The organism is Cupriavidus necator (assembly GCF_040578825.1).
Lineage (GTDB): Bacteria > Pseudomonadota > Gammaproteobacteria > Burkholderiales > Burkholderiaceae > Cupriavidus > Cupriavidus necator_E.
In genome coordinates, this window is sequence record NZ_JBEFLI010000002.1 from 162,838 (window position 1) to 187,569 (window position 24,732).

24 protein-coding genes and 1 tRNA gene are annotated in these 24,732 nt (G+C 67.0%); 12 read left to right on the plus strand and 13 right to left on the minus strand.

Annotated elements, in window-relative coordinates:
* Window positions 1-12: 12 nt before the first annotated feature.
* A complete protein-coding gene (locus AB1I47_RS02095; protein WP_354682125.1) occupies window positions 13-1,032 on the plus strand; it encodes a M48 family metallopeptidase in 1,020 nt (339 codons plus the stop codon).
* 7 nt (window positions 1,033-1,039) lie between these two features.
* Here AB1I47_RS02095 and lgt read toward each other — a convergent pair whose 3' ends face one another.
* Together lgt and AB1I47_RS02105 are read right to left on the minus strand one after the other, a co-directional pair.
* The gene (lgt, locus tag AB1I47_RS02100; protein ID WP_354682126.1) at window positions 1,040-1,858 is read right to left on the minus strand and encodes a prolipoprotein diacylglyceryl transferase; all 819 of its coding nucleotides are present in this window, start codon (window positions 1,856-1,858) and stop codon (window positions 1,040-1,042) included.
* Window positions 1,859-1,901: 43 nt separating this feature from the next.
* A complete protein-coding gene (locus AB1I47_RS02105; RefSeq protein ID WP_354682127.1) occupies window positions 1,902-2,870 on the minus strand; it encodes a LysR family transcriptional regulator in 969 nt (322 codons plus the stop codon).
* Window positions 2,871-3,021: 151 nt separating this feature from the next.
* Between AB1I47_RS02105 and ilvD the strand changes: the two genes are divergently transcribed.
* Window positions 3,022-4,695 (plus strand): dihydroxy-acid dehydratase, encoded by a 1,674-nt coding sequence (gene ilvD / locus AB1I47_RS02110; RefSeq protein WP_354682128.1) that lies wholly within the window; start codon window positions 3,022-3,024, stop codon window positions 4,693-4,695.
* A 156-nt stretch (window positions 4,696-4,851) separates the two neighbouring features.
* Here the strand turns inward: ilvD and AB1I47_RS02115 are convergent, their stop codons facing one another.
* From AB1I47_RS02115 to AB1I47_RS02125, 3 genes are read right to left on the minus strand one after another with little or no spacing between them, the layout of a single operon-like run.
* Window positions 4,852-5,334, minus strand: coding sequence for a hypothetical protein (locus tag AB1I47_RS02115; RefSeq protein WP_354682129.1), 483 nt, complete (start codon window positions 5,332-5,334; stop codon window positions 4,852-4,854).
* Window positions 5,331-5,765: a DNA polymerase III subunit chi gene (locus tag AB1I47_RS02120; RefSeq protein ID WP_354682130.1), complete on the minus strand. Its 435-nt coding sequence runs from the start codon at window positions 5,763-5,765 to the stop codon at window positions 5,331-5,333. Before AB1I47_RS02120 ends, AB1I47_RS02115 begins: the two co-directional genes overlap by 4 nt.
* Before the next feature lie 31 nt (window positions 5,766-5,796).
* On the minus strand, window positions 5,797-7,371 hold the full coding sequence (locus AB1I47_RS02125) for a leucyl aminopeptidase (RefSeq protein WP_354682131.1): 1,575 nt from the start codon (window positions 7,369-7,371) through the stop codon (window positions 5,797-5,799).
* A 178-nt stretch (window positions 7,372-7,549) separates the two neighbouring features.
* Between AB1I47_RS02125 and lptF the strand changes: the two genes are divergently transcribed.
* The 3 genes from lptF to AB1I47_RS02140 are packed head-to-tail and all read left to right on the plus strand — an operon-like array spanning window position 7,550 to window position 10,252.
* A complete protein-coding gene (gene lptF / locus AB1I47_RS02130; RefSeq protein ID WP_354682132.1) occupies window positions 7,550-8,677 on the plus strand; it encodes an LPS export ABC transporter permease LptF in 1,128 nt (375 codons plus the stop codon).
* Window positions 8,674-9,840 carry an LPS export ABC transporter permease LptG gene (gene lptG / locus AB1I47_RS02135; RefSeq protein ID WP_354682133.1) on the plus strand — a complete coding sequence of 389 codons (1,167 nt, stop codon included), beginning with the start codon at window positions 8,674-8,676 and terminating at the stop codon, window positions 9,838-9,840. The genes lptF and lptG overlap by 4 nt, the downstream gene beginning before the upstream one ends.
* 13 nt (window positions 9,841-9,853) lie before the next feature.
* Window positions 9,854-10,252 carry a sirohydrochlorin chelatase gene (locus tag AB1I47_RS02140; RefSeq protein WP_354682134.1) on the plus strand — a complete coding sequence of 133 codons (399 nt, stop codon included), beginning with the start codon at window positions 9,854-9,856 and terminating at the stop codon, window positions 10,250-10,252.
* A gap of 92 nt (window positions 10,253-10,344) precedes the next feature.
* Here the strand turns inward: AB1I47_RS02140 and cobA are convergent, their stop codons facing one another.
* From cobA to AB1I47_RS02175, 7 genes are read right to left on the minus strand one after another with little or no spacing between them, the layout of a single operon-like run.
* Window positions 10,345-11,148: a uroporphyrinogen-III C-methyltransferase gene (gene cobA / locus AB1I47_RS02145; RefSeq protein WP_354682206.1), complete on the minus strand. Its 804-nt coding sequence runs from the start codon at window positions 11,146-11,148 to the stop codon at window positions 10,345-10,347.
* Between the two features lie 27 nt (window positions 11,149-11,175).
* A complete protein-coding gene (locus tag AB1I47_RS02150) occupies window positions 11,176-12,480 on the minus strand; it encodes a sulfate adenylyltransferase subunit 1 (protein ID WP_354682135.1) in 1,305 nt (434 codons plus the stop codon).
* Window positions 12,481-12,505: 25 nt separating this feature from the next.
* Window positions 12,506-13,471 (minus strand): sulfate adenylyltransferase subunit CysD, encoded by a 966-nt coding sequence (gene cysD, locus AB1I47_RS02155; RefSeq protein WP_354682136.1) that lies wholly within the window; start codon window positions 13,469-13,471, stop codon window positions 12,506-12,508.
* Between the two features lie 13 nt (window positions 13,472-13,484).
* Window positions 13,485-14,297, minus strand: a complete 813-nt coding sequence (locus AB1I47_RS02160) for a phosphoadenylyl-sulfate reductase (RefSeq protein ID WP_354682137.1) — start codon at window positions 14,295-14,297, stop codon at window positions 13,485-13,487.
* On the minus strand, window positions 14,294-14,878 hold the full coding sequence (locus AB1I47_RS02165) for a DUF934 domain-containing protein (RefSeq protein WP_354682138.1): 585 nt from the start codon (window positions 14,876-14,878) through the stop codon (window positions 14,294-14,296). Before AB1I47_RS02165 ends, AB1I47_RS02160 begins: the two co-directional genes overlap by 4 nt.
* 16 nt (window positions 14,879-14,894) lie before the next feature.
* Window positions 14,895-16,577, minus strand: a complete 1,683-nt coding sequence (locus AB1I47_RS02170; protein WP_354682139.1) for a nitrite/sulfite reductase — start codon at window positions 16,575-16,577, stop codon at window positions 14,895-14,897.
* Between the two features lie 28 nt (window positions 16,578-16,605).
* Window positions 16,606-17,379: a sulfite exporter TauE/SafE family protein gene (locus AB1I47_RS02175; protein ID WP_354682140.1), complete on the minus strand. Its 774-nt coding sequence runs from the start codon at window positions 17,377-17,379 to the stop codon at window positions 16,606-16,608.
* A 166-nt stretch (window positions 17,380-17,545) separates the two neighbouring features.
* Here AB1I47_RS02175 and AB1I47_RS02180 point away from each other — a divergent pair, with 166 nt between their 5' ends.
* From AB1I47_RS02180 to AB1I47_RS02195, 4 genes are all read left to right on the plus strand, one after another.
* Complete coding sequence (locus tag AB1I47_RS02180) at window positions 17,546-18,487, plus strand: CysB family HTH-type transcriptional regulator (RefSeq protein ID WP_354682141.1); 942 nt, start codon at window positions 17,546-17,548, stop codon at window positions 18,485-18,487.
* Window positions 18,488-18,579: 92 nt separating this feature from the next.
* Window positions 18,580-19,740: a class I SAM-dependent methyltransferase gene (locus tag AB1I47_RS02185; RefSeq protein ID WP_354682207.1), complete on the plus strand. Its 1,161-nt coding sequence runs from the start codon at window positions 18,580-18,582 to the stop codon at window positions 19,738-19,740.
* 75 nt (window positions 19,741-19,815) lie between these two features.
* On the plus strand, window positions 19,816-20,982 hold the full coding sequence (locus AB1I47_RS02190; protein ID WP_354682142.1) for an ABC transporter substrate-binding protein: 1,167 nt from the start codon (window positions 19,816-19,818) through the stop codon (window positions 20,980-20,982).
* A 33-nt stretch (window positions 20,983-21,015) separates the two neighbouring features.
* Window positions 21,016-21,891, plus strand: a complete 876-nt coding sequence (locus AB1I47_RS02195; RefSeq protein WP_354682143.1) for an NAD(P)-dependent oxidoreductase — start codon at window positions 21,016-21,018, stop codon at window positions 21,889-21,891.
* Window positions 21,892-21,900: 9 nt separating this feature from the next.
* Here AB1I47_RS02195 and AB1I47_RS02200 read toward each other — a convergent pair whose 3' ends face one another.
* On the minus strand, window positions 21,901-22,821 hold the full coding sequence (locus AB1I47_RS02200; protein ID WP_354682144.1) for an alpha/beta hydrolase: 921 nt from the start codon (window positions 22,819-22,821) through the stop codon (window positions 21,901-21,903).
* 117 nt (window positions 22,822-22,938) lie between these two features.
* On the opposite strand from AB1I47_RS02200, the gene AB1I47_RS02205 reads away from it, so the two are divergent.
* The 3 genes from AB1I47_RS02205 to loiP all read left to right on the plus strand — a co-directional run bounded on the left by AB1I47_RS02205 (window position 22,939) and on the right by loiP (window position 24,424).
* Window positions 22,939-23,304: an HNH endonuclease family protein gene (locus AB1I47_RS02205; protein ID WP_354682145.1), complete on the plus strand. Its 366-nt coding sequence runs from the start codon at window positions 22,939-22,941 to the stop codon at window positions 23,302-23,304.
* 85 nt (window positions 23,305-23,389) lie between these two features.
* A tRNA-Leu gene (locus AB1I47_RS02210) sits at window positions 23,390-23,474 on the plus strand.
* Between the two features lie 206 nt (window positions 23,475-23,680).
* Window positions 23,681-24,424 carry a metalloprotease LoiP gene (gene loiP, locus AB1I47_RS02215; protein ID WP_354682146.1) on the plus strand — a complete coding sequence of 248 codons (744 nt, stop codon included), beginning with the start codon at window positions 23,681-23,683 and terminating at the stop codon, window positions 24,422-24,424.
* Window positions 24,425-24,732 lie beyond the last annotated feature (308 nt).

Here is a 24,732-nt window from a genome sequence, read left to right on the forward strand (position 1 = left end):
CCTAACGGCTCCATGATTCCAGTCACCTTCTTCGATGGCCGCACCTCGCGCGCGCACCCGGCAACGCTGGCCGTGGAGGCGCAGCAGGCGGTGCTGCGCGACGACAGCGGCGCCGAGCTGCGGCGCGCGCCGCTGGCGGACGTGCGGGTTTCCGAACGCGTGCGCCGCGCCCCGCGCCTGGTCACTTTCGCCGACGGGGCCTTCTGCGAGATCACCGACCACACCGCCTTCGACCGCATGCTGGCCGCCACCGGGCATCGCGAGGGGCTGGTGTCGCGGGCACAGAACAGCTGGCGCCTGGCGGGGCTGGCGGTGGCCGCGCTGCTGGCGGTGCTGGTGCTGGGCTACTACGTGCTGTTGCCGTGGGGCGCGGGCGTGCTGGCGCACACGGTGCCGGCCGAGGTCGAGGCCCATCTCGGCAGGCTGACGCTGGCAAGCCTGGACAACGGCATGGTCAAGCCGACGCAGCTACCGGCCGCCGAGCAGCAGCGCATCCGCGCCGGCTTTGCCGCGCTGGTGCGCCCGGACGACGCCGGGCACGACTACCAGATCCTGTTCCGCCAGGGCGGCGAGTTCGGCGCCAATGCGCTGGCGCTGCCGGGCGGCACCATCGTGGTCACCGACGAGCTGGTGAGCCTGGCCGGCACCGGCCCGGGCATGCTGGGCGTGCTGGCGCATGAAGCCGGCCACGTGGCGAAGCGCCACGGGCTGCAGCAGGTGATACAGGGCTCTGCGATCGGGGCGTTGTCGGCCTACCTGTTCGGGGATATTTCGACGGTGCTGGCCGGCGTGCCGGCCGCCATGCTGACGCTGCGCTATTCACGCGACCACGAGCGCGAGGCCGACGACTTCGCCATCGCCGTCATGCAGCGCAACGGCTTGCCGCCCGCGGCGCTGGCCGACGTGCTGGTGAGGCTGGAACAGCGGCACGGCGCTGCATCGGAAGCCGAGGCGGAGCGCGGCCAGGACTTCCTGTCGACGCACCCGCAGACGCGCGCACGGATCGAAGCCCTGCGCCGCGCCGGCAAATAAGCCAGGCTCAGGCTACCGGCTGCGGCGCATCCGCGCCCGGCTGGCGCCGATAGGCCCAGATCACCATGGCGATGCCGGCCAGGATCATCGGCAGGCTCAGCCACTGGCCCATCGACAGCTTCAACGCCAGCAGCCCAAGGAAGGTGTCCGGCTCGCGCGCGAACTCCGCGGCAAAGCGGAATGCGCCGTAACCGATCAGGAATACGCCCGACACCGCGCCCATCGGCCGCGGCTTGCGCGCGAACAGCCACAGGATGATGAACAGCGCCAGGCCCTCGCCGGCGAACTGGTAGAGCTGCGACGGATGGCGCGGGATGTTGTCCCCCGCCTGCGGGAAGATCATGCCCCACGGCAGGTCGGTCGGGCGGCCCCACAGCTCGCCGTTGATAAAGTTGCCGATGCGTCCGGCGGCCAGCCCGCACGGGATCATCGGCGCGATAAAGTCGGTCACGTCCATCCAGTGGCGCCGGCGCAGTTTCGCGAACAGCCACATCGCCACGATCACGCCCAGGAAGCCGCCGTGGAAGGCCATGCCGCCCTCCCACACCTTGAAGATCTCAAGCGGATGGGCCAGGTAGTACGTCGGCTTGTAGAACAGCACGTAGCCCAGCCGCCCGCCCAGGATCACGCCCAGCACGCCGAAGAACAGCATGTCGTCGAGATCGCGCGTGCTCCAGCCCTTTGTCGCGATATGCGGCTGGCGGATGCGCAGGCGCCCGAACCAAAGGAACATGATGAACCCGGCCAGGTACATCAGCCCGTACCAGCGGATGGCAAGCGGGCCCAGGTGGATGGCAACCGGGTCGAACTGGGGATGAATCAGCATGTTGGCGTGAATGGAGGTTGGAAGGGCCGCGGCCCGCGCGTTGTCAGTGACGGTCGGGCCCGGCTGCGCTGGCGCCCGCGGGTTGCGCGAGCGTGGCGGCGATATCGATGAAGGACCGCAGCACCGGCGCCACACCGGCTGCGCCTGCCTGGCCGGCGGCCGCGCCGTCGCGCCAGACCAGCCCGGTCTCGATCTGCGGCCCGGCCTCGCGCAGCGCCAGGTACGACACCCCGGTGCGGCGAAGGTTGCACAGCGACGCCGGCACCAGCGCCACGCCCATGCCGGCCGACACCAGGCTCACGATGGTCTGCATCTGGATGGCTTCCTGCGCGATCACCGGCGCCAGGCCCTCGCGCGCATAGTAGCCCGTAATGATGTCATAAAACGCCGGCGCGCTTCGGCGCGGGAAGATGATCAGCGGTTCATGGGCCGCCTCGCGCAGCGACACCGGGCCCTCCGCCGCGCGCATGCCGCCGGCCGGGCGCCAGCCGTCGGGCACGGCCAGCACCAGCGGCTCGCTGACCAGCGGCAGGTAGGCCAGCCCGTGCGGCATCGCCGGCAATTGCGGGCGGATCACCAGCCCGGCGTCGATCGCGCCCTCCATCAGCGCTTCGAGCTGCACGTCGCTGGTGGCCTCGCGCAACTGAAGCTGCACCTCGGGGTGGCGCGCCCTGAAGCGCCGCAGCAGGTCGGGCAGGATGCCGTAGTCGGCGGTACTGACGAACGCCAGCGACAGCGATCCCACCTCGCCGCGCGCCAGCCGCTGCGCCAGGCCGGGCAGCGCCGCGGCGTCGGCCAGCACGCGGCGCACTTCCGGCAGCCATTGCTGGCCGGTCGGCGTCAGCACCACGGAGCGCCGCGTGCGCACGAAGAGCTGCACGCCGATTTCCTCTTCCAGCGCCTGGATCTGCTGCGACAGCGGCGGCTGCGTCATCGACAGCCGGCGCGCGGCGCGGCCGAAATGCAACTCTTCCGCCACCGTGACGAAATAGCGTAGCTGGCGCAGGTCCAAACCGGCTCCTGATATGTTTATCGACTCAATAAAGGTCAAATAATATATTTGACACACCAAAACGCAAGCGGCATCCTTTCGCCCACAACATCGCCGCCGTGCGTGCGCTTTCCCTGCATGGCGGCACTGAAGATCCCCGGAGATTCCCACCATGGCATTCAACAAACGCTCGCAGCACATCACGCAAGGCGTGGCGCGTTCCCCCAACCGTTCGATGTACTACGCACTCGGCTACAAGAAGGAAGACTTCGACAAGCCGATGGTGGGCATCGCCAACGGCCACTCGACCATCACCCCTTGCAACGCGGGCCTGCAGCGCCTGGCCGATGCGGCCATCGACGCGATCAAGGCGTCCGACGCCAACCCGCAGGTGTTCGGCACCCCGACCATCTCGGACGGCATGTCGATGGGCACCGAAGGCATGAAGTACTCGCTGATCTCGCGTGAAGTCATTGCCGACTGCATCGAGACCGCCGCGCAGGGCCAGTGGATGGACGGCGTGGTCGTGATCGGCGGCTGCGACAAGAACATGCCGGGCGGCATGATCGCACTGGCGCGCACCAACGTGCCGGGCATCTACGTCTACGGCGGCACCATCAAGCCGGGCAACTGGAAGGGCAAGGACCTGACCATCGTGTCGTCGTTCGAGGCCGTGGGCGAATTCACCGCCGGGCGCATGAGCCAGGAGGACTTCGAGGGCGTGGAAAAGAACGCCTGCCCGTCGACCGGCTCGTGCGGCGGCATGTACACCGCCAACACCATGAGCTCGTCGTTCGAGGCGCTGGGCATGTCGCTGCTGTACTCGTCGACCATGGCCAACCCGGACCAGGAAAAGGTCGACAGCGCCGCCGAATCGGCACGCGTGCTGGTCGAGGCGATCAAGAAGGACATCAAGCCGCGCGACATCATCACGCGCAAGTCGATCGAGAACGCCGTGGCGCTGATCATGGCCACCGGCGGCTCGACCAACGCCGTGCTGCACTACCTGGCCATCGCCCATGCCGCCGAAGTGGAATGGACCATTGATGACTTCGAGCGCATCCGCCGCAAGGTGCCGGTGATCTGCAACCTGAAGCCGTCGGGCCAGTACGTGGCGACCGACCTGCACAAGGCCGGCGGCATCCCGCAGGTCATGAAGATCCTGCTCAAGGCCGGCATGCTGCACGGCGACTGCCTGACCATCACCGGCCGCACGCTGGCTGAAGAGCTGGAAAACGTGCCCGACACCCCGCGTGCCGACCAGGACGTGATCCTGCCGATCGAGAAGGCGCTCTACGCCGAAGGGCACCTGGCCATCCTGAAGGGCAACCTGGCCGAAGAGGGCGCGGTCGCCAAGATCACCGGCCTGAAGAACCCGGTCATCACCGGTCCGGCACGCGTGTTCGAAGACGAGCAGAGCGCGATGGAAGCGATCCTGGCCGACAAGATCAACGCCGGCGACATCCTGGTGCTGCGCTACCTCGGCCCCAAGGGCGGCCCCGGCATGCCGGAAATGCTGGCCCCGACCTCGGCCATCATCGGCAAGGGACTGGGCGAGTCGGTCGGCTTTATCACCGACGGGCGCTTCTCGGGCGGTACCTGGGGCATGGTGGTCGGCCACGTGGCGCCGGAAGCGTATGTGGGCGGCACGATCGCGCTGGTGCAGGAAGGCGATTCGATCACCATCGATGCGCACAAGCTGCTGCTGCAGTTGAATGTTTCCGACGAAGAGCTGGCCAAGCGCCGCGCCGAGTGGAAGCAGCCGGCGCCGCGTTATACGCGTGGCGTGCTGGCCAAGTTCTCGAAGCTGGCGTCGACGGCGAGCAAGGGTGCGGTGACGGACTGAGTCTGGTTCGCTTGATGTGAAAAAGCCTGCGATCTCTCGCAGGCTTTTTTATTTGCTGAGTGCGCATGCAGTACCGACACCCCTGGCAAACGCTCCCCTCTCCCGCAAGCGGGAGAGGGGAGCAAACCGGTGGTGAGAGAATTTCATCAGCAAGCCTCAATCCTTCCCCGGCGTCCTCTCAATCTCCTCCAGCGTCGCATCCAGCCATTCCACCAACCGTGCCTCCAGCGACTGCGTCAGCTCGCTGGCAAGCTGCGCCGTCAGCGGCGCCAGCCGCGACTGCAGCGTGGCTTCGGTGTGGGCTGCCACCACCTGCGGCCATTCGGTGCGGAAGCGCATCATCACGCGGCTCAGCAACTCCGTGCGCACCGCGCGCAGGTCGTCCTCGCCCGGCTCGTCTGGCTGTTGTTCCGGCACCAGCGCTTCGTCCAGCGCGGCATCGCCGGTATCGCCGACCTGCATCACAAGCCCGGAATCGCCCATGCCAAACGTATCGATCACGCCATCGTCAACGGCGGCGCCTGCGTGAGCTGGGGCCGCGGCGTCGGCATCCGGCAGCTCCACAACCTCTGTCAGCAGCGGAATGCTGTCATTGGGCCCTGGCCGCGGGATCACCCGCGAAGTGGTGCGTTCGCTCATGCGGCATCTCCCTTGGGCTGGCCGATATCGTGGTGCGTCAGCGGATAGCCGCGTTCGCGGTAGAAGCGGTAGCGCTGGCGGCCGGCCTCGCGCGCGGCATCGCCGGCGCCCACCACCTCGATCAGGCGTTCGAAGCTGGCAAACTGCGCCGGGGGCTCATCCGCCAGGTTGATCAGCAACTGGTGGTGCGGCACGCCTTCGGTGGTGGCCGCCAGCAGGATCGGCGTGACCGCCGCATTGGGGCTCTCGAGCCCGCAATGCGGCAGGAAGTCCAGCGCCGAGAACGTCCACAGGCGCGCGTCCAGGTCCGCGAGCTGCGCCGGCGCACCGTGGATCACCACCTTCTGCCCGGCGCCGTGGGCCTTGCGGACCAGCCGGCAGACATAGCCGAGCACATCCGGCACGTTGCTGTGGAAGTCGATGCGCGTCATGGACTGTTCAATGCTCGTTTGCCCGCCGCGATCAGGCCGCGCGGTCCATCAGGAACTGCGTCAGCATCGGCACCGGACGGCCGGTGGCGCCCTTGGCCGAGCCGCTCTTCCACGCGGTGCCGGCGATGTCCAGGTGCGCCCAGTCGTACTTCTCGGTAAAGCGCGACAGGAAGCAGGCCGCGGTGACGCTGCCCGCCGGGCGGCCGCCGATATTGCCCATGTCGGCGAAGTTGGACTTGAGCTGGTCCTGGTACTCGTCGTCCAGCGGCATGCGCCAGGCGGTGTCCATGGCGCGGCGGCCAGCCTGCAGCAGGTCGTCGGCAAGCGTGTCGGAGCGCGAGTAGAGGCCGCTGTTGACATGGCCGAGCGCGATGATGCAGGCGCCGGTCAGCGTGGCGACATCGATCACCGCCGCGGGCTTGAAGCGCTCGACATAGGTCAGCGCGTCGCACAGGATCAGGCGGCCTTCGGCATCGGTGTTCAGGATCTCGATGGTCTGTCCGGACATGCTGGTGACGACATCGCCCGGCTTGGTGGCGATGCCGCTGGGCATGTTTTCGCAGGTCGGCACCACGGCAATCACGTTGAGCTTCAGCCCCATCTCGGCCACGGCCTGGATGGTGCCCAGCACCGACGCGGCGCCGCACATGTCGTACTTCATCTCGTCCATGCCCTCGCCCGGCTTCAGCGAGATGCCGCCGGTATCGAAGGTGATGCCCTTGCCCACCAGCACCACAGGCGCCTGCTTGGCAGCGGCGCCGTCATAGCGCACCACGATGAACTGCGGCGGCTCTTCGCTGCCCTTGGTCACGGCCAGGAAGGCGCCCATGTTCAGCGCCTCGATCTGCTTGCGGCCCAGCACTTCCACCTTGAGCTTGTGGCGTTTGGCGATGCTGCGCGCGGTGTTGGCCAGGTAGGTCGGGGTGCAGATATTGGACGGCAGGTTGCCCAGGTCGCGCGTCAGCTCCATGCCGTTGGCGATGGCGGTGCCGCGCACCGCGGCCTGCGTGGCGGCACGGGCATCGTTGCTGTCGACGGCGATCACAACCTTGCGCAGCGAGGACTTCTCGGTGCCGTTGGGCTTGCCGTTGGCACCACCGGCGGCATTGCTGGCCGCATGGGCATGGGCATTGGCGCGCTTCAGGCCGGGGTGGCGCTCCAGCAGGCGGTAGCCCGCCTCGCGTACCAGCATGATGGTGGTGATCACCGCCCAGGCGGCGTCACGCGGCTGCGGCGCCTGCTGCGTCAGGCACCACAGCGCCGAGGCGGCACGCGTCGACGACAAGGCACGCACGGCGGTGCGCACCGCATCGGCAAACGCCTTGTCGCTGAACTCGGCTTCCTTGCCGAGTCCCACAAGCAGCACACGGGCTGCGCCCACGCCAGAGACCTCGTGCAGCATCAGGTGCGTGCCGCGCTTGCCTTCGAAGTCGCCCTGCTTGATCAACCGCTGCACCAAACCCTTCGTCGCCACATCCAGCGCCTTGGCTACGCCGGCAAGGTTCTGGCCTTCGAACAGGCCGACCACGAGGCAGTCGGTTTTCGTCGCCAGGAAACCATTTTGGCCGGCTTTGCTCCAATCCAGGGCTTTTGTGCTAAATTCCATCGCGCTTCCTTCCAGGGGCTCGTTAGACACGAAAGCCTCCATTATCCGCGATTTTCACCCGCGACCTGCCGCCGCTGATCCGCCCCGCTGACAGCCCGCTGTCTTGTCAGCTGTTCTTCCAGGCACATCTTGCACGGCACATCGCCCGCGCCGGCCGGCAGCCCGGAACCGAACCCGCATGATCCTTCAACAAGCCCTGCGACGAGAGCTCGCCTACACCGCCGGGGCGGTGTTCCTGGTGATGCTGACCTTCATGCTCACGTCGCTCGTGATCCGCATCCTGGGAATGGCCGCCAGCGGCAAGGCCAGCCCCAACGACGTGCTGATGCTGATCGGCCTGGCCACCATCGGCTATCTGTCGATCCTGCTGTCGGCCACGCTCTTCATCTCCACCCTGATCGTGCTCACGCGCTGGTACAAGGATTCGGAGATGGTGGTGTGGTTCTCGGCCGGCATCTCGCTGCGCGACCTGGTCAAGCCGGTGCTGCAATTTGCGGCGCCCTTCATCGTGCTGGCGCTGCTGCTGGGCATGTTCGCCTGGCCGTGGGCCAACCAGCAGAGCGCGCTGTTCCGCGACCGCTTCGAGCAGCGCGGCGTGATCTCGATGATCGCCGCCGGGCGCTTTATCGAGCCCGCCAAGGCCAACTACGTGCTGTTCATCGAGGGCATCGACGCCGACATGAAGCATGCGCGCAATGTCTTCGTCGCCAATTCCGAGGCCAGCAAGATCGGCGTGGCGCTGGCCCATCAGGGCAAGTTCGAGACCATGCCCAATGGCGACCGGCTGGTGGTGATGGAGAACGGCCGCCGCTATTCCGGCACGCCCGGCCAGATCGACTACCGCATCGTCGAGTTCGAGCGCTACGCGGTCAAGGTGGACAACAAGCCGCCCGAGTCCGAAGCCAAGCTGCCGCCCAAGAGCCGCGACACCATCGAGCTGATACGCAACCCCACGCGCGAGAACCTGGGAGAGCTGATCTGGCGCATCTCGCTGCCGATCCTCGCCTTCAACTTCGTGATGATCGCCATCCCGCTGGCCTACGTTAACCCGCGCCTGGGCCGCTACACGCCGCTGGTGTTCGCGGTGCTGATCTACCTGACCTACAGCAACCTGGTCAACCTGACGCAGTCGTGGGTCCGTAATGGCTCGATCCCGTTCTGGCTGGCGTGGTGGCCGATCCACCTGGTGGTGCTCCTGGGGGCACTGCTGCTGTTCCGCTACCGCCAGAACCGCAGCCTGGGCGGGTGGCGCGCCGTGTTCGGCCTGAAGCGGCGCAACGGCGTGAGCGCGGGAGGCGAGGCATGAGGATCCTGCGCGTCTACGAACGCTACTTTGGCCGGCTGGTCTATAGCGTGTTCGCCTTCATCCTGTTCGCGGTGCTGTCGCTGTTCGTGTTCTTCGACATGCTCAACGAGCTGGAGAACGTCAACAGCCAGTACACCTCGCTGATCGCGCTGTTCCACGTGCTGCTGCAGGCGCCCACGCGGGTGTACGAGGTGCTGCCGATCGCGGTGCTGATCAGCGCGATCTACGTGTTCTCGCAGCTGGCCAGCCAGTCCGAGTACACGATCTTCCGCGTCGCCGGCCTGAACACGCGCCAGGCGCTGTTCTCGCTGTTCAAGCTGGCGGTGCCGCTGGCGCTGGTGACCTTTATCTTCGGCGAGTTCATCGGCCCGCGCGCCGAGCAGTACGCGCAGAAGGTCAAGCTGGAAGCGATCGGCGCGACGGTGTCGTCGGGCTTCCGCTCGGGCGTCTGGGTCAAGGACCGCGACAAGGATGCCACCGATGGCGGCGAGATCACCCGCTTCGTCAATGTGGCGGGGCTGCGTCCGGACCAGACCATCACCGGCGTCACGATCTATGAGTTCGATCCCCAGTACCGGCTGCGCGTGATCCGCGTGGCGCAGGAAGGACGCTACCAGGGCGGCCAGTCGTGGGAGCTGCAGGGTGTCAGCGAAACGCGCTTCACCGAGCTGGCCAGGCCCGCGCCAGCCGCCACGGGCCCCGCGCGCGACGCGCTGGCGCCGGACTTCCGCGCCGAGCAGGTGAAGTTTCCGCGCGTGACCATGCATTCCGAACTGACGCCGCAGATCCTGTCCGTGCTGCTGGTGACGCCGGAGCGGATGTCGACGCTGGACCTGTTCCGCTATATCCGCCACCTGCGCGACAACAAGCAGGACACGCAGCGCTATGAGATCGCGTTCTGGAAGAAGGTCATCTACCCGCTGACGCTGTTCGTGATGGTGGCGCTGGCGCTGCCCTTCGCCTACCTGCACGCGCGTGCCGGCGCGGTCGGTGTCAAGGTGTTCGGCGGCATTATGCTGGGCCTGTCGTTCCACTTGTCGAACACGCTGTTCTCGCACGTCGGCCTGTTGCATACATGGCCGCCGATCATCTCGGCGCTGTTGCCCGGAACGCTCTACCTGATGGTGGCGCTGACGGCGCTGCGCTGGGTCGATCGTCACTGACGGGCGTGTTGCCATGACAACGACCGCCCAGGCCCTGGTACTGTTCGCGCACGGCGCGCGCGATGCGCGGTGGCGCGAGCCGTTCGACCGGTTGCAGCAGAAGCTGGCAAGCGCCCTGCCCCGCTGCGACGTGCGGCTGGCCTTCCTGGAGCTGATGTCGCCCGACCTGCCGGCAACGCTGGCAGACCTCGCCACGCGCGGCGTGGCCGAGGTCACCGTGGTGCCGGTGTTCTTCGGCCAGGGCGGCCACCTGCGGCGCGACCTGCCGGCGCTGCTCGACCAATGCCGGCAAACCCATCGCGGACTGCGCATCCACTGCGCCACGGCGGTGGGGGAAGCCGATGCGGTGCTGGACGCGATCGCGGCCTATTGCATCGCCTCGCTGCAAGGTGCCGCTGCCGGCCCGGCTTGATCCAGCCCCGTCCGGCCACGCTCCAATGACAAAGGCCCTGTCACGGCGAGATGCCGTCACAGGGCCTTTTTGTTTCTGGCGCCGGAGCCGAATCAGGCAGCGCGCGGCGTGCGGACCGTGGTGGTCTCCCCAGCCTCGTCGCGCGGCGTTTCCGTCGCGCGTGCGGCCAGTGCCGCGCCGATCATCAGCAGGCTCGGCTGCACCGGATCGATCCAGGCGGCAGCCTCGCCCGCCGCCATCTGGCCGAGGGTGAATTCACGGCTGCGCTGCCGCGGCGTGGTGGCGGCTTCGACCACCCATGCCGGCGTCGACGCGGGCTTGCCGTGCGCGATCAGTTGCGCGGCGATCGAGGCGGCTTGGTCGCGGCCCATGTAGTAGACCAGCGTATCGGCCTTGACCGCGGCCTCGATATCGGCCGAGCCTTCACCGTCAGCGGCCTTGGCCTGCGTGGCAAACGCCACGCTGCGCGACACGCCGCGCTTGGTCAGCGGCTTGCCGATCGCCGAGGCAGCCGCCAGCGCGGCGGTGATGCCCGGCACCACTTCATACTCGATGCCGGCGGCTTCCAGCGCCTGCAGTTCCTCGTCGGCGCGGCCAAACAGCATCGGGTCGCCGCCCTTGAGGCGCACCACGCGCTCGTACTTGCTGGCCAGGTCGACGATCTGCCGGTTGATGAACAACTGTGCGGTGGAGCGCTGGCCGCAGCGCTTGCCGACTTCGACCAGTTCCGCCTGCGGACACCAGGCCAGCATCTCCGGCGACACCAGTGCATCGTGCAGCACCACCTGGGCTTCGCCCAAAAGCCGTGCACCACGCACCGTAATGAGGTCTGCCGCACCGGGGCCTGCCCCGATCAGGTACACCTTGCCGTAAGTCTTCTGCGCCTGCTTGTCCATCTCTTGCCCCATCCTGTTCGTTACCGATCAGGAGAACGCACGGATCATGCCTGCGGCCACCGTGTGGTTGGTCGCTTCGTCGATCAGCACGAAAGCCCCCGTTGCCGGGTTGTCGCCGTAGGCATCGCACATGATCGGCTTCTGCAGCGAGATCTGCACCGAACCGATATCGTTCAGGCGGATGTCGTGGCGGCCGGTCTCTTGCGACAGCGTATGCACGTCCAGCACGCGGTCCACCGCCGACACGCGCGCGAACACGCTGGCCGTGGTGTGCTTGAGCACGTACTTGCGCGCCGGGTTCAGCGACTCGTCGTCGAACCAGCACAGGTCGGCCTGCAGCTTCTTGGCCGGCGCGGTGGCGGCATCGGCGGCGACGAACATATCACCGCGTGATACATCGACGTCCTCGGCCAGGCGCACGGTAACGGTGTCGCCGACGTTGGCCGATTCGGCAGCGCCGTTGGGCGTCAGCACCTCAGCCACTACCGCGTCGCGGTTGGCGGGCAGCACGCGCAGCTTCTGGCCCACGCGCACGGTGCCGGCTTCGATGCGGCCGGCATAGCCGCGGAAGTCGTCCGACTGCGAACCGTCCTGGCGGATCACCAGCTGCACCGGGAAGCGCAGCGCGGCGTCATCCTCGGGCGCGGCTTCTTCCACCGGCAGTTCTTCCAGCAGCGGCAGCAGCGGCTCGCCCTGGTACCACGGCATGGCATCGCTTTCATGCACGATGTTGTCGCCGCGCAGCGCGGAGACCGGCACGTAGCGCACGTCCTTCAGGCCCAGTTGCGCGGCCAGTTCGGTGTAGGCGGTGCGGATCTCGTTGAAGCGCTGCTCGCTGTAGTCGACCAGGTCCATCTTGTTGACGGCGACGATCACGTGCTGGATCTCCAGCAGCTTCAGGATCGCCGAATGGCGCTTGGTCTGCGCCAGCAGCTCGGCACGGCCGTTGGTAACGGTGACGCGCGTGGCATCGACCAGCACGATGGCCGCGTGCGCCGTCGACGCGCCGGTGACCATGTTGCGGGTGTACTGCTCGTGGCCCGGCGTATCCGCGATGATGAACTTGCGGCGCGCGGTCGAGAAGTAGCGGTAGGCCACGTCGATGGTGATGCCCTGCTCGCGCTCGGCTTCCAGGCCGTCGGTCAGCAGCGAGAAGTCGATCTGCTCGCCGGCGGTGCGCTTGTTCTTGGCGTTGGCCAGCGCGGTCAGTTGGTCGGACAGCACGGCCTTGCTGTCGTACAGCAGGCGGCCGATCAGCGTGCTCTTGCCGTCGTCGACGGAGCCGGCGGTGATGAAGCGCAGCAGGCCTTGATGGTTAGATTCGTGAGTCATGTTGAATTCCTTTGCTGCGTCCGGATCAGAAGTAGCCTTCTTTCTTCCGACGTTCCATCGAGGCTTCGCTGGTCTGGTCGTCCATGCGGGTCGCGCCGCGCTCGGTGATCTCGGTCACCGCGGTCTCGGCGATGATCGCTTCCGGCGAATCGGCGGTGCTGGCCACCGGGCAGGTGCAGCTGATATCGCCCACGGTACGGAAGCGCACCGACAGCACTTCGCTGACGTCGCCGTCCTGCTTGGGCGTGATCGGCGTGACCGGCACCAGCAGGCCGTTCTTGCGCACGACCTCGCGCTGGTGCGAATAGTAGATCGGCGGCAGCGCCAGCTTCTCGCGGGCGATGTACTGCCACACGTCCAGCTCGGTCCAGTTGGAGATCGGGAACACGCGCATCTGCTCGCCCTGCGCCATGCGGGCGTTGTACAGGCTCCACAGCTCGGGGCGCTGGGCCTTCGGATCCCACTGGCCGAACTCGTCGCGGAACGAGAAGATGCGCTCCTTGGCGCGGGCCTTCTCTTCGTCGCGGCGGGCGCCGCCCATCAGCGCGTCGAACTGGTGCGCCTCGATGGTTTCCAGCAGCGTCACGGCCTGCGCCGCGTTGCGCGAATCGGTTTCCTTGCGCAGGCGCACGGTGCCGCGCTTGATCGAGTCTTCCACATGGCCCACCACCAGGCGCGCGCCCAGTTCCGCCACGCGCTGGTCGCGGAATTCGATCACTTCCGGATAGTTGTGGCCGGTGTCGATATGCACCAGCGGGAACGGCAGCTCGATCTTGCGGTCGCCCAGGCGGAAAGCCTTCAGCGCCAGGTGCAGCATCACGATCGAGTCCTTGCCGCCGGAGAACAGCAGCGCCGGGTTGCGGCACTCGGCCACTACCTCGCGGATGATGTAGATCGACTCGGCTTCGAGCCGGTCGAGATGGTCGTTCTGCACCTGCAACAGGTGCGCCACGCTGCTGGTGGCTTCTGCGATGTCGTTCATGATGCCCATTTCTGTACCGGCCTCAATGCTTGATGTTCTGTTCGTGGAGCCCGCACTCTTTCGAGTCCTTGCTCTCCCACCACCAACGTCCCGCGCGGACATCCTCGCCCGCGCGCACGGCACGCGTACACGGCTCGCAGCCGATGCTGGGATAGCCCTTGGCGTGCAGGTCGTTGACCGGCACGTTGTGGCGTTTCAGGTAGGCCCACACCTCCGGCTCGCTCCAGTCCGCCAGCGGGTTGAACTTGGGGATGCCGCGGGCTTCGTCCAGTTCCTCGAACGGCAGCTCGGCGCGCGTCACGGCCTGCTCGCGGCGCTGGCCGGTCAGCCAGGCGTCGGCGTGCGACAGCGCGCGGTTGAGCGGCTCGACCTTGCGGATGCCGCAGCATTCCTTGCGCAGGTCGACGCTGTCGTAGAAGGCGTTCAGGCCGTGCTTCTTCAGGTAGTTGTCGACCGCGTCGGCGTCCGGCGTGTACTGCTCGATGCTGTAGCCGTAGTGCGACTGCACCTTGTCCAGCACTGCCAGCGTCTCGGCGTGCAGGCGCCCGGTCTGCAGCGTGAAGACACGGATGCCAGCGCGCACGGCGGGGGTACCGCGCAGGATGGCATCGGTCAGCACCATGTCCTCGGCCGCCAGGCTCGAGGCAAAACGCGCGCGAAAGAAGCGCGAGGCGATGCCGGCCAGGCGCTCGGCCAGCTCGCGTTCCTTCAGCGCCAGCGCCTCGATGCTGCCGGTGTATTCGGGCGCCACCCACAGCGCGGGCGGACGCAGTCCCGACACCGCGCCGGCGCCGGTGTCTGCCACCACCGCGATATCGCTCAGCACCGTGCTCATGCCGTTGCCTTCGACTGCACGGGAGCGCCTTCGGTGCGCGCGCGGCGGAACAGCGGCAGCGGCTCGTCGACCGAAGCCTGGTAGGTCACGGTGAATTCGGTGAAGCCCTTGATGGCGTCATCGATGTTCTTGTCGGCGCGCACCGCGAAGGCGTCGAAGCCGCAGCGCTTCATGAAGTTGAGCTGGTCGCGCAGCACGTCGCCGATGGCGCGCAGCTGGCCGTTCCAGTTGTAGCGGGTGCGCAGCAGGTACGCGGTCGAGAAGCCGCGGCCGTCGCGGAACACCGGGAAGTCCACCGCCACCAGCGAGACGCGGTCGAAGTACTGGGCCACGTCGCCCGGCTCGTCTTCCGGAGCCAGCCACACGCCGGTGCGGGCCACGTCGCGGCCGGCCAGCAGCGCTTCGTTGGCCAGCCACACCGACAGCGGGAACAGCACGGCGTCCTGGCTCTGCGCGGCGGCAGCGATCTGGTCGTCGGTCAGCGGTTGTTCGGCGGTGCCGCGCAGCACGGTCCAGTTATCTTCGACGATGACCGGGACGACATTGGCGCCGTCGCGTTGCAGTTGAATAATCTTTGCCATGTTCAGTCTCCGGTCCTCAGGCTTCAGCGCGCTCGCGCGGCTGCTTGTCGGCATAAACGCGCTCCTTGAACGGGGCGATGCCGATGCGGGACAGGGTTTCGATAAAGCGTTCGTCCTCGATGCGGTTGGCAACGAAGGTGTCGATGATGCGGGTCACCACCTCGGGCATTTCCTCGGCGCTGAACGACGGACCAATCACCTTGCCCAGCGCGGTCTTGTTGCCCTGGGCGCCGCCCAGCGTGACCTGGTACCACTCCGAACCGTCCTTGTCGACGCCCAGCACGCCGATGTTGCCGACGTGGTGGTGGCCGCAGGCGTTGATGCAGCCCGAGATGTTCAGCGAGATCTCGCCCAGGTCATAGACGTAGTCCAGGTCGTCGAAGCGCTCCTGGATCGCCTGCGCGATGGGGATCGACTTGGCGTTGGCCAGCGAGCAGAAGTCGCCGCCCGGGCAGGCGATGATGTCGGTCAGCAGGCCGATGTTCGGCGTGGCCAGGCCGGCCTTCTTGGCCAGTTGCCACAGCTCGTACAGGTCCTGCTTCTTCACGTCCGGCAGCACCAGGTTCTGCTCGTGCGCCACGCGCAGCTCGCCGAAGCCGAAACGGTCGGCCAGGTCGGCCACGGTTTCGATCTGCGCGTCGGTCGCGTCGCCCGGGGGCGAGGCCACGCCCGGCTTGGTCGACAGCGTCACCGCGGCGTAGCCGGGCACCTTGTGGCCGTGCACGCTGCGGCTGACCCAGCGCGCGAAGGCCTTGTCTTCCAGCAGGTGCTTCTCGTACGAGGCGTCGGTATCGGCCAGCTTTTCATAGGCCGGCGGCGCGAAGTACTGCGCCACGCGGTCGAATTCTTCCTGCGTCAGCGTGGCCGGGCCGTCCTTGCTGTGCTGCCATTCTTCCTCGACTTCCTGCGCGAACTTCTCCACGCCGATCGCCTTCACCAGGATCTTGATGCGGGCCTTGTACTTGTTGTCGCGGCGGCCATAGCGGTTGTACACGCGGATCGCCGACTCGACGTAGGTCAGCATGTGCTGCCACGGCAGGTCTTCCTTGATCACCGAGCCCAGGATCGGGGTGCGGCCCAGGCCACCGCCGGCCAGCACGCGCAGGCGCACTTCGCCGTCGGCGTTCTTGTAGGCGTAGATGCCGATATCGTGCATCTGCACCACGGCGCGGTCGTCGGCGGAAGCCGAGATGGCGATCTTGAGCTTGCGCGGCAGGAACGCGAATTCCGGCTGGAACGTGCTCCACTGGCGCAGCAGCTCGGCCAGCACGCGCGGGTCCACCGACTCGTCCGGCGCGACGCCGGCGAAGTGGTCGGTGGTGATGTTGCGCACGCAGTTGCCCGAGGTCTGGATGGCGTGCATCTCGACGCTGGCCAGCTCGGCCAGCACGTCGGGCACGCGCTCCAGCTCCATCCAGTTGTACTGGATGTTCTGGCGCGTGGAGAAGTGGCCATAGCCGCGGTCGTACTCGCGCGCGATATGGCCCAGCTTGCGCATCTGCTTCGACGACAGCAGGCCGTACGGGATCGCCACGCGCAGCATGTAGGCATGGCGCTGCATGTACAGGCCGTTCTGCAGCCGCAGCGGCAGGAACTCTTCCTCGGTCAGCTCGCCGGACAGGCGGCGGCGCACCTGGTCACGGAACTGGGCGACGCGCTCGGCAACGATGCGCTGGTCATATTGGTCGTACTGATACATGGCGGGGTCCGTTCAGTATTCGTTGAATTCAGGAGACGAGCTTGATGGCGACGAGCGTCAGCGTGGTCGCCAGCGCGGCGCGCACCAGCCGTTCGGGCAGCGCCCGCGACAGTTGCGCGCCCAGCCAGATGCCGGGGATCGAGCCCACCAGCAGCGCCAGCAGCAAATTCCAGTCGACCGTGCCGAGCCACACATGGCCCAGCCCGGCAATTGCTGTCAGCGGGACGGCGTAGGCGATATCGGTGCCGGCGACTTCGGCCGGCTTCATATGGGGATACAGCAGCAGGATCAGCGTGGCGCCCACGGCGCCGGCGCCGATCGAGGAAACGGTTACCAGCACGCCGATCACGGCGCCCACAACGATGGTGGCCACCACCTGGTTGCGGCCATGGAGCTGGAAGCGCGGATTGCGTTCCAGCCATGCCAGCATCTGCTTGCGGAACAGCAGCGACAATACGGTCAGCAGCACCGATACGCCGATGGTCATGCGGATCGCGTGCAGCCACTGGGCGTTGAGCTCGCCTGCGCTCTTGAGCACCAGGATCGAGGCCACCGCCGCCGGCAGGCTGCCGATGCACAGGCGCCGCACCACCTGCCACTGCACATGGCCATGGGCGCGGTGCGCGATGGTGCCGAAACCCTTGGTGATGGCCGCGAAGGCCAGGTCGGTGCCGACCGCGGTCGCTGGCGAGAAGCCGAACAGCAGTGTCAGCAGCGGCGTCATCAACGAGCCTCCACCCACCCCGGTCAGACCGACGAGGACGCCTACGAACAGACCGGAAACGGTATAGGCAACAGACATGGGGGACTCGGTGGGGCCAGGCCCTGGAGGTCTCGCGTCACAAAGTGGCGGCTGCGCGAGGACGCACTGAGGGCTGGCCATTCATTAACAAAGTTCGAGAATCGTAATAAACTGGCCTCATACCTCAAACTAATAAGAAGTTGTTTGTTTATACGAACCTAGATATATGAACCTGCACCAGTTCCGCTTCGTGCGCGAAGCCGTCCGGCAGAACTACAACCTGACCGAGGCTGCCAAGGCGCTCTATACGTCACAGCCTGGCGTATCCAAGGCCATCATCGAGCTGGAGGAAGAGCTGGGTGTCGACATCTTCACGCGGCATGGCAAGCGCATCCGCAGCCTGACCGAGCCGGGGCGGCGCATCCTCAACTCGGTTGAGAAGATCCTGCAGGAGGTGGAAAGCCTGAAGCGCGTCGGCATGGACTATGCTGCACAGGACCAGGGCAACTTCACCATCGCCACGACGCATACCCAGGCCCGTTACGCCCTGCCCCGGGTCATCGGCGAGTTCACCAAGCGTTACCCCAAGGTGCGGCTGTCGATCCAGCAGGGCAATCCGGCGCAGATCTCCGACATGCTGCTGCATGACCAGGCCGATATCGGAATCGCCACGGAAGGCATCACCAACGACAAGAACCTGGTGTCATTGCCCGGCTACCAATGGACGCATATGGTGATTACGCCACCCGAGCATCCGCTGCTGGACAAGAAGCACCTGGCGCTGGAAGACCTGATGGGCTACCCGCTGATCACCTACGATCCGAACTTTGCCGGGCGGCCCAAGATCGACAAGGCCTTCGAGCTGCGCCACCTGAAGCCGGATATCGTGCTGGAGGCCATCGACGCGGACGTGATCAAGACGTATGTGGAGATCGGGCTGGGCGTGGGCATTGTTGCCGGCGTGGCCTATGATGCCGAGCGCGACCGCAACCTGCGCGGGATTCCGGCCGGACACCTGTTCGGCAGCAATGTGACGCACCTGGCGGTCAAGCAGGGCGCCTACCTGCGCAGCTTTGTCTACACCTTCATCGAGCTGTTCTCGCCGACGCTGAACCGCAAGCTGGTCGAGCAGGCCATGTCCGGCGAGCACGAAGCCTACGAACTCTGAGCGCGGCAACCCGCCGCCCTCTCCTCTCTATATAAGAAGCAGACCACCATGCATTCCCTGTCCCTCACCCCCTGCCGGCCGGAGTCCCTGTGATCACCGCGAGCGAACTGCCCCGCCTCCACTGGACCGAAGACGGCGTCGAGCACAGCGCCGCATGGCGCTCCGAAGCCGGCAACCCGCCGCCCCGACGCGTGGTGATCGCCGACGACACCACCAGCGCCGACACCGCCTACCGGCTGGCCTGCGAAGGCACCGCGCTGCTGTGGCGCGGCGACTTCCAGAACGCGCGCCAGTTGCTGCAGGCAATGGCCCGCCGCACCGAGCGCAAGCCCAAGAAGGCCAGCCGCCCGGGCCAGAAGGCCAAGGCGGCGGCCCCGCACTCCCCGACCGAGGCCTTCCACCTGCACCGGCTGGCGCAGTCGCAGCGCGCCCGTACGCTGGGCATGCTGCTGCTGCCCTTCGAGGCCGACCACAGCGTGCCGCTGCGCCGCGCGCCTGACGTGCGCGAGGCTTGCGAACAGGTCTACGGCCCGGCCAACGAGCCCTATGTGGCGTCGATGCGCGAGCTGCTCGGCATGATCGGCGCCTATGAATGGCGCAGGAAGGGGGTGGAGATCCCGGCACTGGAAGACCGCATCCACCCCTGGTATGGCGTGTTCTCGCCGGTGCGCGGCGAGTATGTCGACCTGGTCGCGGCCGAGCCGCTGCCCGCGAAGACGCTGGCCTTCGATATCGGCACCGGTACCGGCGTGCTGGCCGCGGTGCTGGCCCGGCGCGGCGTCAAGCGCGTCGTTGCGACCGACCAGGACCCGCGTGCGCTGGCCTGCGCGCGCGAGAACATCGACCGGCTCGGCTATGCCGGGCAGGTCGAGATCGTGCAGGCCGACCTGTTCCCCGAAGGCCGCGCGCCGCTGGTGGTGTGCAACCCGCCGTGGGTGCCGGCCCGGCCCAGCTCGCCGGTCGAACGCGCCGTCTACGACCCGGAGAGCGCCATGCTGCGCGGTTTCCTGCAAGGGCTGGCGGCCCACCTGGAGCCGGGCGGTGAGGGCTGGCTGCTGCTGTCGGACCTGGCCGAGCACCTGGGCCTGCGCCCGCGCGAAGAGCTGATGGGCTGGATCGAGGCGGCCGGGCTGAAGGTGCTGGGCCACTCCGATATCCGGCCGCGCCACCCGCGCGCGAGCGACGCCATCGACCCGCTGCATGCGGCGCGTTCGGCCGAGGTGACCACGCTCTGGCGCTTAGGCGCGCGCTGACCCGCCCCGGGGGCGTGCCCCTCGGGCAGAGTTCGGCTATCCTTTCCCGTCACATATAAGAACGGAGGAGACAAGATGCCGAGACTGCCCCTGCGCCGCCTGCTGCTGGCCACCGCCCTGCTCTTCACCAGCGCCGCCGCGCTGGCCGACATCCGCGTCGGCATCGACGTGTCCACCACCGGCCCGGCGGCGTCGATCGGCATCCCTTCCAAGAACACCGTGCTGATGTGGCCGCAGACGCTGGGCGGCCAGAAGGCGCATTACGTGATCCTGGACGACGGGTCCGATCCCGCCGCCGCGGTGCGCAACGTGCGCAAGCTGATCTCCGAAGAGAAGGTCGACGTGATCGTCGGCCCCAATATCACGCCCACCGCCATCGCCGCGCTCGACGCCGTGGCCGAGGGCGAGACGCCGATGGTGGCGCTGGCCGCCTCGGCCTCCATCGTCGAGCCGCAAAGCGACACGAAACGCCGCTGGGCGTTCAAGATGCCGCAGAACGACTCGCACATGGCGACCGTGCTGACCGAGTACATGAGCAATCATGGCGTCAAGACTGTCGGCTTTATCGGCTTTGCCGATGCCTATGGCGAAAGCTGGTGGCGCGAGTTCTCGAAGCTGGCCGAGGTGCGCAAGATCAGGGTCGTCGCCAGCGAACGCTTCTCGCGCAACGACACCTCGGTGACCGGCCAGGTGCTCAAGCTGATGGCCGCCAACCCCGACGCCATCCTGATCGCCGGCGCCGGCACGCCGTCGGTGCTGCCGCAGAAGACGCTGGGCGAGCGCGGCTACAAGGGCAAGGTCTACCAGACCCACGGCATCGCCACCTGGGACTTCCTGCGCATGGGCGGCAAGGACGTGGAAGGCACGCTGTTCCCGACCGGCCCGGTGGTGGTCGCGCGCCAGCTGCCCGAGAGCCACCCGGTGCGCAAGGTGGCGCTCGACTTCGTCAACCGCTATGAAGCCAAGTATGGCGCTAACAGCGTGACGCAGTTCGCCGGCGACGCCTGGGGCGCGTGGATGCTGCTCGACGATGCCGCGCGCCGCGCGCTGAAGAGCGGCGCCCGGCCCGGCACGCGCGAATTCCGCGCCGCCATGCGCGATGCGCTGGAAACCACCACCAATCTCACCATCCCCAACGGCGTGATGAACATGAACCCGAAGGACCACCAGGGCTTCGACCAGCGTTCGCGCGTAATGGGGGTGATCCGCAACGGCAAGTTCGCCTATGCGGGTGACAAGTAGCCCTGTGCATCAAGCCTGAAAGGAAGCATTCGCATGACCACCACCCCTACCACCGTAGCCTTTATCGGCCTGGGCGCCATGGGCTCGCACATGGTCCGCCACCTGCTGGCCGCCGGCCATACCGTGCGCGCCTTCGTACGCCGCCCGGAGGCGGCCGAGGCCGCGCGCGCCATGGGTGCGGAACCGTTCTTCACGCCCGCCGAAGCCGCGCGCGGCGCCAGCGTCGTCTTCACCAACGTGACCTCTTCCGAAGATGTGCGGGAAGTGCTGCTCGGCGAGCAGGGCGTGATCCACGGCGCCGCCCCCGGCACCATCTGCGTCGACCACAGCACCATCTCGCCGATCGTCACGCGCGAGATCGCCGCGGCGCTGGCCGCGCGCGGCATCGAGGCGCTGGACTGCCCGGTTTCCGGCGGCACCATGGGCGCCGAGGCAGCCACGCTGACCATCATGGTCGGCGGCAAGCCCGAGATGCTGGAACGCGTGCGTCCGCTACTGCAACGGCTGGGCAAGACCATCACGCATATCGGCGACAACGGCGCCGGCCAGGTCGCCAAGCTGTGCAACCAGATCGCCCAGGTGGTCAATATCGAAGGCATCGCCGAGGCCATGCGCTTTGCCGCCGCGCAGAACGTCGATACCGGCCGCGTGTTCGAGGCCATGGCGACCGGCATGGCGGGCAGCCGCATGCTCGACCTGATGGGCCCCAAGATGGTGGCGCACGACTTCGCCGCCGGCATCGAGGCGCGGCTGCACGACAAGGACTTCGGGCTGGCGCGCGAGATCGCCGAGGAAATCGGCCTGCAGCTACCCGCGATGCAGGCCACCTCGGCGCAGCTGCGCACGCTGATGGCCAGAGGCTGGGGCAAGGACGATACGTCGTCGCTGCTGCGGGTGCTCGAGGACTGATCCTCTGCGCTAGCGGCCCATCAGGCGCAGCACCGCGCGCGTGAGCGGGCTGTCCGCCTCGCTGAAGCCATCCAGCACATTGAAGTGGTGGCACCCCCGCAGCACGATATCGCTCGCCGCCGGGTGCGCCACGTTGGCCGGCCATGCCGCGCGCATCAGCGCATGCTGGCGATGGTACTCGGCGGCTTCCAGCTCGCCCACCGCCAGCGCCAGCGGCGCACCGCCGGCCGGCGGCATGAAGGCCGGCGACAGCCGTGCGACATCCTCTTCCGACAGTTGCAGGTCGCACTGCAGGAAGGCCGCGCGCCGCAGCGGCTCCATGTCGTACAGCCCGCTGACCGAGAGCCCGCCCTTGACCAGGTCGACGGGCAAGTCATCGCCAAGCTGCGGCCAGCGCGCCGCCATCAGCATCGCCACCAGGTGGCCGCCAACGGAATGGCCCGCGGCAAAAATCCGTTCGGGATCATGCCCGAGCTGGTCGGCCTCGCGGTACAGCCAGGCGATGCTGTCCAGCACCTGGCGCACGATCTCCGGCACCGTCACCTTGGGCACCAGCGAATAGTTCACCACCGCCACCGACACGCCCAGCGCCGGCAGCACGCTGGCGACAAAGCTGTGGTCGCGCTTGTCCAGCGCCCGGAAATAGCCGCCATGGACAAACACCAGCAGCGGCGGCAACGCGCCGTTGGATCGCTGCGCCGGAAAGTAGTCCAGCGTCTCGTCCTGCGGATACCGCGCGTCCGCGCCGGCATAGCTCAGGTCGGCGAGAAAGCTGCCACGTTCTCGCACCTCGGCGGACCACTGCGCCCAGCGCGCCATATGCGCCGGGTTGTCCGGCACGTTGGCGCGGTTGTTATATTCTCGGTCGTAGAATGCAGGATCCTGCGAGGGAAGGCTGGCAAGGCTCGCCAGCGAAGCTTGGTCGGTCATGGCGTTGGGTGCGTTGCGGTAGCGGAAAGGCCGGCGCCGATCGCATGACGTGCGCCGTGCCGGCGATGCTAACCGGATTTGCGCGCCGCCGGCCATCCGTGCCACTACCGTTTTTTTATGGTCGTCAAACGCAACCTGCGCTCCGGCCGGGCCAGCCAGCTCGGCCCGCCGCCGCCCTCCCCGGACAGTCCGGCCGCCACGCGCTGCCCTTTATGCGGCCGTGAACTGGTGCCGGGCCCCAGCACCGACCTGCACCACCCCGTCCCGCGCAGCCACGGCGGCCGCGAGGTCGTGCCGATGCACCGCGTCTGCCACCAGAAGATCCACTCCGTCTTCACCGAGGCGGAGCTTGCCACCACCTTCCATGACTGGCACGCGTTGCGCCACCACCCCGCCATGGCCGAATTCATCCGCTGGATCGCCCGCAAGCCGCCCGAGTACTACGACCGCAACCGTTCCACCCGCGCCCGGCGCGGGCGCTGAATCAACCGGACGCCGGTTGTGGGGCGGGTGGATTTGCGGCATAATCCCCGGCTCAGCACGGCATCGGTTCCGATGCCGGACACCTGCCCGGGTGGTGAAACAGGTAGACGCAGGGGACTCAAAATCCCCCGCCGCAAGGCGTGTCGGTTCGAGTCCGACCCCGGGCACCAAGTACCCTTCCAAAGCATTCCGCCAATCCCCGCAACGCAAGGTCTGCGGGGCTTCACTGCGTCGCATCCGGAATTACCGGCGATTTGCGCAGCGCATCAAATGCGTTGCCCGGCACTTCCATGCGCTTCTGTCGGACGGCGTCCACTGGCACACCCTCCCCCCGCTTCCTATCCTATGGCATTGCCCATTCTCCCCGGAGCGAACCATGAAGCGACTTACCCTCTCCGCCCTCGCCTGCGCCACCCTGCTCGCCGGTTGCGCCGGCGCCAACGTGGAAAACCTGACCCAGGCCGGCGGCAGCCTCTTTACCGCCGCGACCTTGTCCGACTCCAACGTCAAGACACTGTCCGACCAGTCGTGCGCGGAAATGGACAAGAAGAACACCATCGCCCCGCCAGACAGCCCCTACGCCAGGCGCCTCACCACCGTGATGAGCGGGCTCGGCAATACCGGATTGCCGCTCGATGCCAAGGTCTACGTGACCAAGGACATCAATGCCTGGGCGATGGCCAATGGTTGCGTGCGGGTCTACAGCGGACTGATGGATTTCCTGAGCGACGATGAAGTGCGCGGCGTGGTCGGTCACGAGATCGGCCACGTGGCGCTGGGGCATACCAAGGCGGCGATGCAGGTGGCCTACTCCGCGGCGGCGGCGCGTGGGCTGTTGGGGTCGACGGGCATTGCTTCGCTGACGGCACTGTCGTCGTCGCAGATCGGCGATCTGGCCGAAAAGTTCGTCAATGCGCAGTTCTCGCAGCGCCAGGAGACCGCGGCAGACGACTATTCGTTTGACCTGCTGACGAAGAACGGGGCCAACCGGCAGGCGCTGGCGACGGCGTTCCGCAAGATGTCGACGCTCGATGGCGGACAGTCGAGCATGCTGAGTTCGCACCCCGGTTCGCAGGAGCGCGCCAAACATATCGAGGACCGCCTCGCCAGGCAGCGCTGAGCTGCGGGCTGCCGCTCGCGTCTCACCGTCCATCTCCTTAGGCATGCCGCATCGGGCCTGTGCGCCGATGCGGCAATCGCCTGCCAGCACACCTTCCCTTCTGGCTCATACGCCGAAAATTGGAAAAATCCTATTGGCACGTCAGCACAATCCAAAATCGTACTCACTCACGACTGGATAAATGCTGGAGCGATAACCAGAGGTAAATCCGATATTCAATCAATTGATTAGAATTACTTCTTTTCGATTGTTATAGTTCCTTCCGCTTGCTGCTCCACGGCCTTAGCCTTGCAGCGAACACAAGCCGC

Coding starts and splice junctions, on each gene's coding strand:
- AB1I47_RS02120 (WP_354682130.1), bottom strand. CDS start 5,765: ATGACGCGCATCGACTTCCACAGCAACGTGCCGGATGTGCTCGGCTAT.
- AB1I47_RS02160 (WP_354682137.1), bottom strand. CDS start 14,297: ATGAGCACGGTGCTGAGCGATATCGCGGTGGTGGCAGACACCGGCGCC.
- AB1I47_RS02195 (WP_354682143.1), top strand. CDS start 21,016: ATGACCACCACCCCTACCACCGTAGCCTTTATCGGCCTGGGCGCCATG.
- AB1I47_RS02150 (WP_354682135.1), bottom strand. CDS start 12,480: ATGACTCACGAATCTAACCATCAAGGCCTGCTGCGCTTCATCACCGCC.
- AB1I47_RS02200 (WP_354682144.1), bottom strand. CDS start 22,821: ATGACCGACCAAGCTTCGCTGGCGAGCCTTGCCAGCCTTCCCTCGCAG.
- AB1I47_RS02180 (WP_354682141.1), top strand. CDS start 17,546: ATGAACCTGCACCAGTTCCGCTTCGTGCGCGAAGCCGTCCGGCAGAAC.
- lptG (WP_354682133.1), top strand. CDS start 8,674: ATGAGGATCCTGCGCGTCTACGAACGCTACTTTGGCCGGCTGGTCTAT.
- AB1I47_RS02140 (WP_354682134.1), top strand. CDS start 9,854: ATGACAACGACCGCCCAGGCCCTGGTACTGTTCGCGCACGGCGCGCGC.
- AB1I47_RS02175 (WP_354682140.1), bottom strand. CDS start 17,379: ATGTCTGTTGCCTATACCGTTTCCGGTCTGTTCGTAGGCGTCCTCGTC.
- AB1I47_RS02095 (WP_354682125.1), top strand. CDS start 13: ATGATTCCAGTCACCTTCTTCGATGGCCGCACCTCGCGCGCGCACCCG.
- AB1I47_RS02205 (WP_354682145.1), top strand. CDS start 22,939: ATGGTCGTCAAACGCAACCTGCGCTCCGGCCGGGCCAGCCAGCTCGGC.
- lptF (WP_354682132.1), top strand. CDS start 7,550: ATGATCCTTCAACAAGCCCTGCGACGAGAGCTCGCCTACACCGCCGGG.
- AB1I47_RS02170 (WP_354682139.1), bottom strand. CDS start 16,577: ATGTATCAGTACGACCAATATGACCAGCGCATCGTTGCCGAGCGCGTC.
- loiP (WP_354682146.1), top strand. CDS start 23,681: ATGAAGCGACTTACCCTCTCCGCCCTCGCCTGCGCCACCCTGCTCGCC.
- AB1I47_RS02165 (WP_354682138.1), bottom strand. CDS start 14,878: ATGGCAAAGATTATTCAACTGCAACGCGACGGCGCCAATGTCGTCCCG.
- cobA (WP_354682206.1), bottom strand. CDS start 11,148: ATGGACAAGCAGGCGCAGAAGACTTACGGCAAGGTGTACCTGATCGGG.
- lgt (WP_354682126.1), bottom strand. CDS start 1,858: ATGCTGATTCATCCCCAGTTCGACCCGGTTGCCATCCACCTGGGCCCG.
- AB1I47_RS02190 (WP_354682142.1), top strand. CDS start 19,816: ATGCCGAGACTGCCCCTGCGCCGCCTGCTGCTGGCCACCGCCCTGCTC.
- cysD (WP_354682136.1), bottom strand. CDS start 13,471: ATGGGCATCATGAACGACATCGCAGAAGCCACCAGCAGCGTGGCGCAC.
- AB1I47_RS02115 (WP_354682129.1), bottom strand. CDS start 5,334: ATGAGCGAACGCACCACTTCGCGGGTGATCCCGCGGCCAGGGCCCAAT.
- ilvD (WP_354682128.1), top strand. CDS start 3,022: ATGGCATTCAACAAACGCTCGCAGCACATCACGCAAGGCGTGGCGCGT.
- AB1I47_RS02125 (WP_354682131.1), bottom strand. CDS start 7,371: ATGGAATTTAGCACAAAAGCCCTGGATTGGAGCAAAGCCGGCCAAAAT.